Source organism: Haloferax sp. Atlit-48N, from assembly GCF_003383015.2.
Lineage (GTDB): Archaea > Halobacteriota > Halobacteria > Halobacteriales > Haloferacaceae > Haloferax > Haloferax volcanii.
This window is the reverse complement of sequence record NZ_CP137691.1, coordinates 60,186-73,359: the sequence shown is the minus strand read 5'-3', so window position 1 is coordinate 73,359 and position 13,174 is coordinate 60,186. Positions and strand designations below refer to the sequence as shown.

14 protein-coding genes are annotated in these 13,174 nt (G+C 58.7%); 10 read left to right on the top strand and 4 right to left on the bottom strand.

All coding sequences use genetic code 11. From position 1 onward, the window contains the following. Positions 1-5: 5 nt before the first annotated feature. The 8 genes from DEQ67_RS15740 (at position 6) to DEQ67_RS15705 (ending at position 5,204) form a co-directional block, all read left to right on the top strand. A complete protein-coding gene (locus tag DEQ67_RS15740; RefSeq protein WP_199522560.1) occupies positions 6-176 on the top strand; it encodes a hypothetical protein in 171 nt (56 codons plus the stop codon). Between the two features lie 708 nt (positions 177-884). Continuing rightward, complete coding sequence (locus DEQ67_RS15735; protein WP_233509339.1) at positions 885-1,115, top strand: hypothetical protein; 231 nt, start codon at positions 885-887, stop codon at positions 1,113-1,115. Continuing rightward, positions 1,115-1,450 (top strand): DUF7558 family protein, encoded by a 336-nt coding sequence (locus tag DEQ67_RS15730; protein ID WP_099254212.1) that lies wholly within the window; start codon positions 1,115-1,117, stop codon positions 1,448-1,450. Before DEQ67_RS15735 ends, DEQ67_RS15730 begins: the two co-directional genes overlap by 1 nt. Before the next feature lie 49 nt (positions 1,451-1,499). Further along, entirely contained in the window at positions 1,500-2,096 is a 597-nt protein-coding gene (locus DEQ67_RS15725) for a DUF7437 domain-containing protein (protein ID WP_115891686.1), read from the top strand. Further along, entirely contained in the window at positions 2,093-2,602 is a 510-nt protein-coding gene (locus tag DEQ67_RS15720) for a hypothetical protein (protein WP_115891687.1), read from the top strand. Before DEQ67_RS15725 ends, DEQ67_RS15720 begins: the two co-directional genes overlap by 4 nt. A 558-nt stretch (positions 2,603-3,160) precedes the next feature. After that, a complete protein-coding gene (locus DEQ67_RS15715; RefSeq protein ID WP_115891715.1) occupies positions 3,161-3,460 on the top strand; it encodes a hypothetical protein in 300 nt (99 codons plus the stop codon). A gap of 329 nt (positions 3,461-3,789) precedes the next feature. Continuing rightward, a complete protein-coding gene (locus DEQ67_RS15710) occupies positions 3,790-3,966 on the top strand; it encodes a hypothetical protein (protein WP_199522562.1) in 177 nt (58 codons plus the stop codon). Beyond that, positions 3,963-5,204 carry an RNA-guided endonuclease InsQ/TnpB family protein gene (locus tag DEQ67_RS15705; RefSeq protein WP_115891688.1) on the top strand — a complete coding sequence of 414 codons (1,242 nt, stop codon included), beginning with the start codon at positions 3,963-3,965 and terminating at the stop codon, positions 5,202-5,204. Before DEQ67_RS15710 ends, DEQ67_RS15705 begins: the two co-directional genes overlap by 4 nt. Before the next feature lie 248 nt (positions 5,205-5,452). Here the strand turns inward: DEQ67_RS15705 and DEQ67_RS15700 are convergent, their stop codons facing one another. Together DEQ67_RS15700 and DEQ67_RS15695 are read right to left on the bottom strand one after the other, a co-directional pair. Next, positions 5,453-6,052, bottom strand: a complete 600-nt coding sequence (locus DEQ67_RS15700; RefSeq protein WP_115891689.1) for a hypothetical protein — start codon at positions 6,050-6,052, stop codon at positions 5,453-5,455. 106 nt (positions 6,053-6,158) lie between these two features. Beyond that, the gene (locus tag DEQ67_RS15695) at positions 6,159-6,722 is read right to left on the bottom strand and encodes an ArsR/SmtB family transcription factor (RefSeq protein WP_115891690.1); all 564 of its coding nucleotides are present in this window, start codon (positions 6,720-6,722) and stop codon (positions 6,159-6,161) included. A gap of 694 nt (positions 6,723-7,416) precedes the next feature. Here DEQ67_RS15695 and DEQ67_RS15690 point away from each other — a divergent pair. Next, entirely contained in the window at positions 7,417-8,283 is an 867-nt protein-coding gene (locus DEQ67_RS15690) for a DNA-binding protein (protein ID WP_115891716.1), read from the top strand. A 213-nt stretch (positions 8,284-8,496) separates the two neighbouring features. Continuing rightward, a complete protein-coding gene (locus tag DEQ67_RS15685; protein WP_115891691.1) occupies positions 8,497-9,630 on the top strand; it encodes a homing endonuclease associated repeat-containing protein in 1,134 nt (377 codons plus the stop codon). Between the two features lie 374 nt (positions 9,631-10,004). Here the strand turns inward: DEQ67_RS15685 and DEQ67_RS15680 are convergent, their stop codons facing one another. Further along, positions 10,005-12,029: a hypothetical protein gene (locus tag DEQ67_RS15680; RefSeq protein WP_147301786.1), complete on the bottom strand. Its 2,025-nt coding sequence runs from the start codon at positions 12,027-12,029 to the stop codon at positions 10,005-10,007. Continuing rightward, complete coding sequence (locus DEQ67_RS15675) at positions 12,022-13,065, bottom strand: hypothetical protein (RefSeq protein WP_147301787.1); 1,044 nt, start codon at positions 13,063-13,065, stop codon at positions 12,022-12,024. Before DEQ67_RS15675 ends, DEQ67_RS15680 begins: the two co-directional genes overlap by 8 nt. Between the last annotated feature and the right edge of the window lie 109 nt (positions 13,066-13,174).

Genomic DNA, 13,174 nt, shown 5'->3' with positions numbered 1-13,174 from the left:
ACAGAATGGTGTCCAGTACTGATTCCTCGGCGACGGTCGATGAAGAAGTTCGCCAATTATACGAGCGGTATCAGGCGGCCGACAGCGACGCCGAACGTCATGTGATCGCCCTTGAGATGGGGATACTTGATGGACGCCGCCACGCAGAGATCTACGCCGCACTTGAAGACGAGTGAGCCAACAGAATTCTTCGTACTCCCGTCGGTATCGACGGCTGTTTTGAGTCCGTGAAACGCCATCGACCCACCACTAATCAAGAAGACGGTGAGTGGATTGTTCAACTGCTGGCCAATACGCTCGAGTTCTGAGCGAATGTATACGCTATCGAATCGCGCTCTTATAGCGTTACCCCGTACCCCTCAGCCAATTCCTGGACGTCCTCCCACTCAGGAAGTCGGGCCGGCCGCTGGTGTCGAGATACGTCCAGAGTTCGTCGACGACCGGCTGGGCTGGCATGAGATCACCGTCTCTCGACGAACCGTTCGCGATGAACTCCTCACCTAGCTCACGCGGTCGCCCTCGACATCGGCGGAGCGACCGGGTGGTAAAATAGCCAGCGAGCTAGACACGTTCGCGGTGAAACCAGTTCGAGATCTCCGAACGCCGTAGGGGATCGACTTAACCAACATTTCTGGCCGTTACCGGCATAGTGTTGGTTAACACTGGGGCTGGGTCCATTCTCTCGCACCCACCACCGACCTACTCCCCGAGTGAGTGTACCTTGGCGGCCGGGCGATCCGAGGAGGTTCCGAATCTTAACGCTATGAGTTGTTTATCGGCGCCAGGAGGCGTGCAGCGCGCGACAGCGTGCGGCGTGACTCACCATGCTTGGTCCCGGTCCGCACGACGACACGAGTGCCGACCACGCATAGTTCGAGAAAGCACTGCTCGCCCAGGACCGCGACGCCGCCCGGGTTGACACGGCGGACATCGACGACACGACGGCCCAGAGCCTGGTCAGCGACCTCGTCGACGCGGACGTCGTCACTCCGGTTCCCGAAGACCAAGTTCTGGTTCACGAGCCGAGCGGCACCACGTTCGACTCGACGACGCAGCTGGCCGTCTTCCATCGTGGCTGGACGACCGGCCGCGACGCCGACGCGGAGGGCGAGTGATGCAGCAGACCCTCGTCGGCTGTGCGTTTTGCGACGCGCCGCCCGGTACCGAGACTGGCGATGCCCACACTTGGGGACAGGACGAGCGGGTCACTCACCCGATCTGTGTCGACTGCGCGATTCAGACGGAGCCGGATCCCGACGAGCGCGATCACGTCGCCTGTGACGGCTGTGGGCTGGTCGTCGACACGCTCGCAGCACTGACCCGGTTCCGGGTCGAACTGGGGCATCTGGAAGGCCCGTTGCAGCTGTGCGCCCGCTGTAGTCCAGGTGGTCTCGCGACGTACTGGACGCGCGATCTCGAGGAGCATCTCGTCGCGACGCCGGCAGAGTGACCCAAACACTCTTTACTGATTCGCTGTAAACTGTAATCAAGAACGACCCGTGTCACGCACCTCAAACCGCGCCGACGGCGACATCGTCCAAGACTTCCTCTCGGTCGCGGACCTCCTCGAGGAGCCACAGCTAGCTCAGCTGTACGCGTATCTCGCCCGGGAGGGGGAGGCGACCGTTCAGGACGTGATGGACGACCTCGAACTCGCCCAGGGGACGGCCTACAGCTACGTCAACCGGCTCGTTGACGCCGGCGTCGTCGACATCACCGACGACGAGCAGCCCCGGCGATACGCGGCCCGGGAGATCGACCTGACCGTGACGACGGCCGCCGGCGACCGCGAGTACACCATCACGCCGGCGCTGATCGACGCCGTCGGCCGCCGCGAGACGGACGCCGACATCGACACTTACATCGACCGCCACGGCGTCGCCGGCCTCGCGACCGCGCTCACCTACGCGGTCGCCCGTGAACGCGGCGAGGTGACCCACCGGCTGATGGCCGAGGACCTCGACATCTCCCCGCTGGCTGCGGAGATGATTCTGCAGGCGCTCCGGCCCGTCGTCCACGAACACTACGACATCGAGGAGTCAGGGACGGGCCTCGACGAGTTGGACATCGACGGCGACGACACTAGCGACGCGTGAGCCGGCTCCACATCGCTGACACCGGCCTGTTCGTCGCGATGGGGCAGCCCTCGAACAGTCGGTACCAGGCTGTTCGCCGATTCGCTCGCCGGAACGACGTCACCTTCATCCTGCCCGAACGGGTGTACGAGGAGCTGACCGTCGACGATCCGGATGTCGAAAACCCGCCCGTCGACACCGCAATCGACGAGGGCTGGGCGACGGTTGCGACGCCACTGGAGTTCTCCGAGCCGATCGTCTCGCGGGTGATGGACGGCGTCCAGCGGTACATCGCGAACGCCGATGACCGACCCGCCGACGAGGTCGAACGTGCGGACGCTGCCCTCGCCGCCCTCGCTGCCCAGCATCTCAACGCGGGGACGACAACCGAGGTCTACATCTACACGACCGATATCGCGGCCGGCGAGGGGGCCGAAACCGTCCTCGCGAGCGAGGGCTACGGGGACTCGGTGACGTTCGTGAACGGGTTCCGGTTCATCGAGGACCTGGTCGCCGGTAACAGCTGACTGATTGCTAGTCTGATTCGGGTGGAGAGGACCATCGAAAGCCCTCGGCCGCTCGACGTCCCGCGACCGCCGCTGCGCGCCTCGGGGCTGCGGTGCTTGCGGGGTCGGGGGACGGCCGAGGCGGCCTCGCCCTTTCTGAGTCCACCAGGACGGTGAATGACTCACCGAGCGATGTGGCCGGCTGGACAGGTGTGTACGTATCGGCCCGCCCCGCTCGCCGCTGCCGCCCTCCGCGTCGCTCGCGACCAACCATTCCGGGCGTGCGGGCGCTCTCCGCACCGCCCGCGCCCGTTCCGGGCTAAAGTGCATGTGCCCTCGGCGCCAGCGGGTAAGCGCGAGGGGTTGCGCGGCGTGGCTGCTCAGCCCCGACTGGGGGAGATGTGTGCAGAGCGTGAGAGAATCTCCCAGTTCCGGAAGATATTCCTGCGAGCGTGCTGCATACACAGCGCGAGTCGGTCAGCGCCATCGGCACCGTTCGCTCGGCACAGGTATGGAGATTCCAGCAACAGGTGGGCGAACGCAGTGCATATTTATTCCACGCGGATAATCATACGCTTGATGCCCTCCATCATCGGCCAAACGCTGTTTAGCGAGCCCTCTGGTCGTCCCCTTGGACTGGTGTTCCTCTGTGGTGCACTCCTGCTGGCCGGGCAGCAGGGGTACTACGTTATTGTGGAAGGAGCAACACCGTTCTACTCTACACTGTTTATGAGCGTCGGGATGGCCCTTTCCGGTATTGCCGAGTCTCTGCCGAAATCCCGCCGACGGGAAGCTGGTGTCCTGAGACTCACGGCGATTACCGTACTGATGAGTCTCCTCGTGATTCTCTTCTTGACACCCGACCTCATCACTGCGTGATAGACGGAAGGTCTTCGAGCCCACCGACGTTCTGAGAGCGCTGTTCTCACAGGTACCCTGCTGCATACACCCTCTGAGTCGGTCACGGGGTTTCTGACGGGAGTTGTAGAAGTTCCGAGATAGTTCGCTCCACCGTCCGGCTGCCCTTCCCGCTGCGGGTGTGTCAACTGTTCTACGACAGCCAGTTTCTGACTGTGTAGTTCGGTGGTGTTTTTGAGCGCCTGCGAAGGGTGCAGGCGCACTCGGTCGTGCCTGCACAGCACAGGTGATTCGAGATGTGCTACCATCGCCAGCGACAGGTGAACCGTCCGATGGAGGCGCGATGACTGATGCCAGTTGAACTCAATGAGATCGAAGAGGCCGAAGTCGAACTGGAACAGTGGTTGGTCGACCAGGCCGAGAACGGTGTTCCGGAAGTCGTCCTCATCGGGCTTCTTCGGGACTACGCGGACGACATCGAACAGCTCGGCTACGTGCCGCGGACGTGGGGCGAGGCCGAGCGATGAGACGGACCAACACCTTCGAGGTGGTCCCCCGGTCGGAACGAGACGAGACAGTCCTCCACCGGCTCCTCGATGCGTCAGCGAGCCTCTGGAACGAACTGACGTATGCCCGCCGGCAACAGTTCTTCGCCGGCGAGAGCGTCTGGGGCTGTGATGGCTACTACGACGAGTACGTCGACGTGTTGGGGTCGGCGACGACCCAACAGGTCACCCGCGTCAACGACGCCGCTTGGCGGTCGTTCTTCGAGATGGTCGATGAGGCCGACCAGGAGGTCAGTCCGCCCGGCTACTGGGGCAACCAAGCCGACGGGCGCGACCTGCGGACCTACATCCGCAACGATGCCTACACGGTCAGCTGGGGCGAGCGCTCCCGGCTCGAAGTGCCCATCGGCAGCCAGCTCAAAGCCGAGTACGGCTTCGGTCAGTTCGAACGGCTCCGGGTTGCCGTCCGCGGTGAACCACACTGGCAGGGCGATCAGGGCCGCCTCCACCTCACCTACGACGACGTCGACGAGACGTATCGCACCCACCAGCCAGTAACGGTCGCCGAGAGCGAGCAGGCGACGCCGACGGGGACGGACGTCGCCGCGCTCGATATCGGCGCGAACGTCCTCGTGGCGTGTACGACGACTACCGGCGACCAGTACTGGTACAGCGGCCAAGAGCCGTTTCGGCAGTTCCGTGAGACGACCCAGCGCATCGCCGACGCCAAAGCGAAGCTGCCGGATGGACAGCAGACCAGCAATCGAATCCAGCGGCTCTATCGGAAGCGATCTCGCCGGCGCGACCACGCCGTGAACGCGCTCCTTCGTGATCTCGTTGAGCGACTCCACGACAACGGCGTCGAAACCATCTATCACGGCGACCTCACCGGCGTCCTTGGCGAATACTGGTCGGTCGAGGCGAACCTCAAAGCGCGTACCTTCTGGGCGCACCGGCAGTGTCTCGACCAGCTCGCAAACGTCTGCGAGGAGTACGGCATCGAGGTGGCCTCACTCTCTGAGGCGTGGACCTCCCAGACGTGTCCGGAGTGCGGAGAGCAAGAGCGGACGCGCCGGCATCGCGAGACGCTGACCTGTCCGTGCGGTTTCGAGGGGCACGCCGACCTCGTCGCGTCGCGGACGCTGCTCGAACAGGCGACGAACACTGCGGTCAGGCCGACGGCACGGCCCGTGCGGTTCCAGTGGGACGACCACCAGTGGTACCCCGTCGACGGGGCCACGGTGGAGCCCAACGAATAGCGCACAGACCCGCAAGGTGTCGCCGTGGTGTCGCCGTGACATCAGCGATCGGACGCTCCGTGTCCGCGGAGTGGATGTCGATCCGCTGGTCGCTCGCTTTTCGAACAGATACGCGGTTCCCCGGCGATTATGGGGTATAGACGGGTTCTTGCCAGCCACGCGTGTACTCTACTCGCGGCACCCGATTGCGTAGATCCGCCCATCGTCAACCCCAACGTAGCACATTCGACTCGTGTTTGCGATTACTCTCATCGAATCGGTTGCGATCCTCCGCCCTCTTCTCCACGGACGGAAAGCATCAGCCCAACCAGCCCAGGTCCGAACACGACAACGAGTGTTTCTAAGAAGAATGCACCCAACAACAGGAGACTGATTCCACAGAACCCTACCAGACAGATCGTTGGCCCGCCAATATCGAAGAGCGTCCCCTGAGCGAATCCGCCGGGCGCAATGAAGATGCCAAAGGTGATGAGCATCGCAATCGGCCAGCCAGCGACCGTGTATTGGAGTGCGGCTTCCGGCTCGACCTGTCGCCAGTGATGGATGACCTTTTGCCCGACCACCAGCGGAAGCGCCGTCAAGATCAGGAGCGTGCCGACGCCCGTGCCCACGAGCGTTGCCGGAATCTCCCACAGTTCCGTGTCCAATCCGCCCTCAGCGATTGCCCAAACGACAATGACGCCGACGAGGTAGAGTAGACTAGCCTCAAGAAGCGCCAGTCGGAGCGCCCTCCTGGTCGACTGCGTTCCCGTTCGGGAGGCCAGAATCGTTGTAACGGCCACTGGAATCGAGATCCCAATGGTGATGACGAACGCGAGAACGGGGAGTAACCCTGTCGGGAGTGTCATTCACCGCGTCACCCCTGGCGAGACAGTCATACTCGTTCATTGCCTGGGGCGAGGCTTAACGCCCCGCTTGGTTCAAAATTGATTTTGACGGATACGGCGAGTCCCCCTATTGATGCCACCGCCACCAGATGACGGTCAGGCCGAGGATGAACAGTCCACCGAGAAGGAACTCGAAGCCGGGGACTGCAAGCAGTGACCGAATGATTGAGTCACTACCGCCGCCAGCTCCGAGACCAAATCCTCGGTAGATATAGAGCAGGACCGATCCAAGGAGGAGCAGGACAGACGCGCCGACGAGTCGCTTGAGCAAATCAAGAAAGCCCGTCTTGCGCGTTTCAGTGCCGACGAATACGACGACCGGATCGTCGGCTGGCGCATACACGTTCATCTCTTTCCCTTTCTCGGAGTACCGCGTGTCAGCTACCTGCACGATGCCAGCGTCTTCGAGATTGTCGAGGTGGTAGGAAACGTTCTGCACCGACATATCGAGTCGCTCCGCCAGTGCAGACGGTGGCGCAGGCTCGTCGTAAATCGCGGTCAACACGAGCCGTGCAGTGTCCGAAGCGAGTGCGTCGAAGACATCTGCCGTCCCTTCTTCATCAACGCCGAGAACCTGAATTTCCCCCTCCTGTTTCGCAGACACATCGTCGGTGGAGGGCAGTAAGGACATACTGTTTGGTCTTACTGGAACCGACATAAGTTTCGGGTAGCCGCAGAGAAGCCCGAAGTTCCCGCCAAACGTCCTCTGGACGGACAAACAGCTTTTAGCGACAGGTGCGGTCACCTCGAAAGCCCCCTGGGCGCTCGACGGCCGCGACTCGCTGCGCGCCTCGTACCTGCGGTGCTTGCGTCGTCGGGGAACGTCGAGCGCCCGGCCCCTTTCAGTCCCGCCCGGAGCTGGTGTTGGGCACGCGCACCTCATCGGCTGGTTGGTGTGGTACGATACGGCACGCACCGCTCGCCGCGTTCCGCCCTCCGCGTCGCTCGCGACCGACCATTCCGGGCGTGCGGGCGCTCTCTGCACCGCCCGCGCCCGTTCCGGGCTAAAGTGCATGTGCCCTCGGCGCCAGCGCTTCACCCGTTCGGGTCCTGCGGACTTCGGCGAAGCCGACCGCGACGGACGTGGTTGCGTCGCGGCGAACGGGGAATGCGCTGGCCGCTCGCTCCGGGCGGGTCGGCGCGCGGTGCTGGTTGGGGCCACCTCATACAGGCGCGCTCTCGCTCGCGCCCGGTAGGGCGCTCGCGAAGGCGCGAGCGAGAGCGCGCAGATGGTTCTGTCGGTCGGTGTCGTCGGAAAACCGCGATGTAGCAGCATCGCGGTGTCGGCGCGTGAGCGCCTTCAGTGGTACCTTGGTGTGATACCAATGTCTAGTAACAACGCTAGCGGAAAGGTCGTTACGGTGGATGAACAGGCATTCGAAAAAGCGGACGAGCAGGCTGTCGATGAAGACGGTTTCCCGGTCGTCGATGAGACGCCGGAGTTCGAGGCAGCGGTCGAGCAGGAGACGCAGGCGAAGGTGGATGCGAACCACCCGGACGGGATCGCGGACACGAGCAACGAGCGGATTCACGGGGTCACCCTCGAACAGGAAGAGCGCATTCGGGCGCGGGAAGCCGAACTGGAGCGCATCAGTGCCCAGGCCGAGCTCGGAACGCAGGAGGGTCGCGAGCAGCGCACGCGAGAGGTCGTCAGCGAGCAGTGTGGTCGTGACGAGCCGGCGCCGGCGGAGCGCACGGATCCCCGAGAGATGCTGACGCAAGACGAACTCGCGGAGGTCAACGAGCAGGCGATGCGGATCAGCGACGAAGTGCAGGGCGGCTGGTCGAGAGCGGTCGTCGCGAAGCAGCTGGCCGAGAAGGTGCAGCGCGGGCGGGACGTCACGAAGGCGGTGCTGGAGACCCTCGAAGAACTGAAGGCGGCGCCGGGGGCGATCGTGCCCATCGCGGACGTGCCGGACGTTCCGGTCGGTGAGGTGACGGTTGAAGGAACTGTGCAGACCCTCTGGGAGCCGAGCAGTAGCGCGATTCAGCAAGTCGGGCTGATAGCAGATGACAGCGGGAAAATCAAGTTCACCTGCTGGAAGAAGAGCAACCAAACAGTCGTGCAGGAAGGCGAAACGGTCCGGTTCCGGGCGGCAGCCAAAAACTGGTACGAGGGCCGATGCTCAATCGCGCTGACCGGGTGGTCGGATATCCACTTCCCGGAACGCGGCCGTTGGTGGGAAGAATAGCGAGCGAAGCGGTCTCTTTCTTTTTGAGTGCCAGACCAGACCCAAGCCCCACCGCCCCACCCTCCGCTCCGTGCTCGCTTCGCTGCGCGCGCAGCCACAACCTCGACACTCGGTCTGAAATTTATCCCTGAAACCGGGGGAAAGGGTGCGCGACCGGGCGTGTTTGTCCGACCCCACGAGGGGTGCGGGCGTGCCTAACGCTCGGAGCTACGCATGAAAGTCGAAGGAGACTACACGTGCGACATCTGTGGGGAATCGTTTGACAGAAACGTCGACATTGCGAGTCATATGCGCGCTCATCAGATGTCAATATCCGCTGAGACGATCATCGACGAACTACAACGATTAGCTGAGGAAATGGGCCGGCCACCAAAGGAATCCGAGCTTGCAGACGAAGCCGAATTCACGGAAGGTGCTGTTAGTTCAACCTTTGGGAGCTGGAGTGAGGGATTAGAAGCAGCTGGACTCGAACCCAGAACAAACGGGTATACCGACACGGAGGTCCTCGAGGAACTACAACGAGTCGCAGCTCAAATTGGCCACTCTCCCTCACGCAACGAGTGGCAGGAACACGGGGAAATCTCCGCGAAAACCGTCCGGGCTCATTTTGGATCGTGGAATGAAGGTCTCAGGGCAGCCAGCCTGGAGACGACTCCCCAACAGACTGCGACAGAGGAGGACGTCCTCGAAGCGATTCAGAACCTCGCCACAAAGCTTGGCCGTCCGCCCACGGCCCAAGAAATGGAGCAACGGGGGGAATGGTCAGTGAAAGTCGCGCAGCGGCGTTTTGGCACCTGGAACACTGCATTACGGGAGGCAGGATTCGAGCCACTCTCGAAAAAAGATGTTCCAGAAGACGAGCTAGTAGCGGAACTTGCGCGGCTTCGCAATGAATTGGGCCACGTTCCCTCGTCCACGGAGATGCATGAACACGGTCAGTTCACGCTCTATCTCTACGTTGATCGGTATGGATCATGGAAGCAGGCCGTAGAGGCAGCCGGAATGGAATATCGCGGCTATCCGAGTGGCCAAGACCACCATCTCTGGAAGGGCGGCTACGGAGACATTTCGTACGGACCGAACTGGTACCGACAGCGCAAGCGTGCGCTGGAACGGGACGACTTCGAGTGTCAGATGCCCAGCTGTCCGATTGATCGCGAGACCCACCGGAAACGCTGGGACCGTGACCTGAACGTCCACCACATTACGCCGCTCGGCGCATTCATCGATGCCGATGGAGTACTGGATTACGAACGGTCGAACCGGCTTGAGAACCTGATTACGCTCTGTCAACGCCACCATACGATGTGGGAGGAGTTCGCTCCGCTCCAGCCCGATCTCCGCTAACCACGTCCGGTTATGTTTCTCGCCCCCCAGCGGTGGGTGGCGGGGACACCCACTTCTGGTCCCACAATGACTGACGATACGGCCCTCACAGATCGTGGACGGCTTCACATTCACCTCCGCGAAGCGCGACGCATGACCGACTCACGAATCACAGTTACAAGCCGTTTCGGTCGGCAGCGCTTCTCAACGTGGTGGTACGTCGAACAGGACGTAACCGAAAACTCGTGAAGTACATGCGCGGAGACAAGCCCGGGGGGTCAAACAGCTAAAACCTGAGAAGCAATTGACGCGTATCTCCATACATACTACGAAGACATTGAGGACCTGTACCTAGAGAATATCTATAAACTCGGGATCTGATCCTGGTACTGCGCTCATCGTATTACCGTTATTCCACTGCCGCTAGTTCCGAATGAGTACTTGACCTCCACTACTACAACCAGCTCTGGGTCACCGTCCTCAGAAAATGCATTAGGGTGTCGATCCTGCCATTCGGTGCCCAATATGACTTCGATGGAGAGTGGCCCTTCCCCCGTGCGGTCATAGACTGTTTTTGCGGTTTCATCGATTACCACTGCTTTAGCGTCATCTAGCCCGGTTGTGATGACGGGAACACCGGCCAAATATCCAGCAGTAGCGACATCTGAGAGTTCTCCTTCTGCCTCCTCAGAACGATAGGAAAAGTCCTCAGAGTCGAATATATTTCGACGCTCATCGCCGATATCCACAATGAAACACATCACATCAGATGTGCCCACCTGGTCAACTAGAAATTCGGCAATACCAGTTCGCTCTGGAAGAGAAAGTTCCGTAGAGTCAAAGGCGTCAATCCAACATTGTGTCGCGTTTGAAGCAATCTGCGACGAAATTCGAGAGGTATTGAGGTTCTGGGCCACGTATGGATCATCAACAAAGACACGCTTTGGATAGGAGGGGCGACCCAACACATACGATTCAATTTCCACTTCAGCTGGAGCCTCGTCTACTGTTCCAATCCACCCAACAGAGTCGAATATTTTGCGCAGCTTGAAATTTGACAATATCTCCGTACTTAGATTCTCACGAAGCCTGGTTTCCCGAGGTTCAGGGATCTCTGCATCCCGAATAGTCTCCTTCCAACTTTCCTCAGCTTCTTCCTCCCGTCGTTCGTGTGCTTCGTGGAGATGTCCAATAGCTGCCTCAATCTCATTGTCGTCATATGGAGGGGACAAGAGGTCACGAAACGTCCCCTCCTCTCGGAGGTTATCGATTCTTTCTAATACATTCGAGGTCCTCACTCTCAGGATATCTTTCTCTGGGATTGGATTGTCCTCTAAAAGATCGGACTCAATATCGCCAGTCTCCACCAAGACTCGAACCATTTGGAGCAAATAGAAGTCAAGTAGCCAACCCCAGGTAGCCGACCCTGATGAAACGACTCTCCCCGGTGAGTCGTCCATCCGTCGACGAAGATCCCACATCTCCCAATAGCCTTCATTCTCCGTTAGTCGGAGGAATTGCTGGGCGACATTCGATGAATCAGAATAGTTGTTATATACGATGTTTTCAGCAAATTCCTCATAGCGTTCATCCTCAACGATTCCCTCCAGATGTAGGTGAGTTATCCAAGCAGAACCAACAAATTGGAGAGTTTCGATCGCTTGCTTAAATCGACGTACAAGTCTGTGCTTCCTCGCAGCAAGAGCCATGTTATCCCGCAATTCATCCAAATCGGACGATTCCGTAGATTCAGTCTGTGAGATCTCCGACCGGATTTGCATACGGTAATCAATTATATCAGTTTCAAACTGTGCTGGTCTTAGCAATAAGCCGGAAAGTAGATCGAGAATAGTTTCGCTAGCTTGGACAATACCACTTTTTGGGGTTTCACGGACGATTCGCCTTGTTTGCGAGAACAACTCGTCGAATTGGAACTCGCTATCTCGGAGCTCGGTGAGGGTGCTCGCTTCATGGACGCCACCAATAGTGGATTGGAATATTGAACGAAGATTTGACTCGCCTTTCTCTATGATAGCTTCATTAACATCCTCGGATTCACACTGGTGAAGATATTGGTCAATAGCAACTGAGAGTAGATCACTAAATACGCTTCCGTGATTTGTGTTCCATCCGGTGAAGACCCCACGCCAGGTGTACCGATGAATCAGAACGACACACTCCGGATTAGGTGAAGTGGTGCTGGAATCGTAGACAGTTCTGTAGAAGTTCGTGAATTCTCCTACCAAAGAGGGTTCGCGCGGAGGTTCAGATATATTCTCAGGTGAAGATCGCTCGCTATAGTGGTCCAAGAGAGATTCAACGTGTTCTAGTTGCTCCTCGAGGTCCGTTGCAGACCCTCGATTGGCGGCCGATCTGGCTTTACCTAAATAGTATTCTACGGCACTTTGGAAATCAGACATCATTCCACCTGGTTGACTGGCTAGTTACAATTGCCTCCTCGAGCAAGTAGGTGAACAATGCCTCCTCTGCCCAATCAAGGTCTTTACTCACGGTGAGTAGTGACCGCTGTCCGATCGTATCTCCAAGTCTCGGTGCTTGACGTATTTCGGTATCCAATGCTTTTGCGAGATGGAATACCTGCTGAAGTCGCCATAGGTTCAGGTCGGATATCTCGCCATCCATATTCACCTGATCACCCTGGATTCTGGTACCGGATAGTCTTGGAGAATACTGAGACTCAGGGTACCCTGGAATATACTCTTGGAGAATTTCCATTTCGACTTCTCGAGGTGTATTAGACTCCATTAGCACATCAATCCCTGATTTCCCACGTCTTTCAACGGCATCTCCGATCCCTTCGTCTAACATCAAGGATGAAATACGACCATATAGGAAGAGGACCAGAAGGAGAGTTAAGAAAAACAAAAGGGGGACGGCTGTACGAAGAGTGCCGAATAATACCGCATTTGATTGTGGGACTGTGGCACCATCTTGAGGAAGAAGAACTGAAGATACGGCCATCACTCCATTAGCGAGTACAGAGAACGAAATGATCTGAATGCCCCGGGTATCAGTAACTACTACTCGAGCACCGAAGCGGCTCGTATCCTCATCAGAAATGAATTCATAGAGGAAGACGATCGCAATGAACGTGATACTGATTATTGCTGCATGTGCTTGCCAAATCGCTCTGTAGTCTCCGTTAGAAATGTACTGAACCGGAACGCTATCGAAGTTAAGGAGCTGTATATTGTTCGCCAAGAGAAGAGAGTTTATGAGGCACAAGAAGACGATTATCCCCACTTGGATGGACGCTTTGATTGCAGGGACTCTCCAAGACCGAATGCCAGTAATATGGGGATCAAGCCGATTCTTGCCGTGATTTTTCCACAGCGAACGGTACAATTCACCAGTGGTAGCTCGTCTTTTGAAAACTAGAAGACGAAGAGAATTCTCGTTCGCAAATCCGAACTTGCGAGAAATGAGAGAGAACATAGTGGCAGTCGCAGACATTACCGAATAAAATTAACTCTTCCCAAGAGTCCCGGCGGTTGTAAGAGCCATTTTGTCTTGGGCAGAGCATTCTGACGAGAGTGTAGAAGAA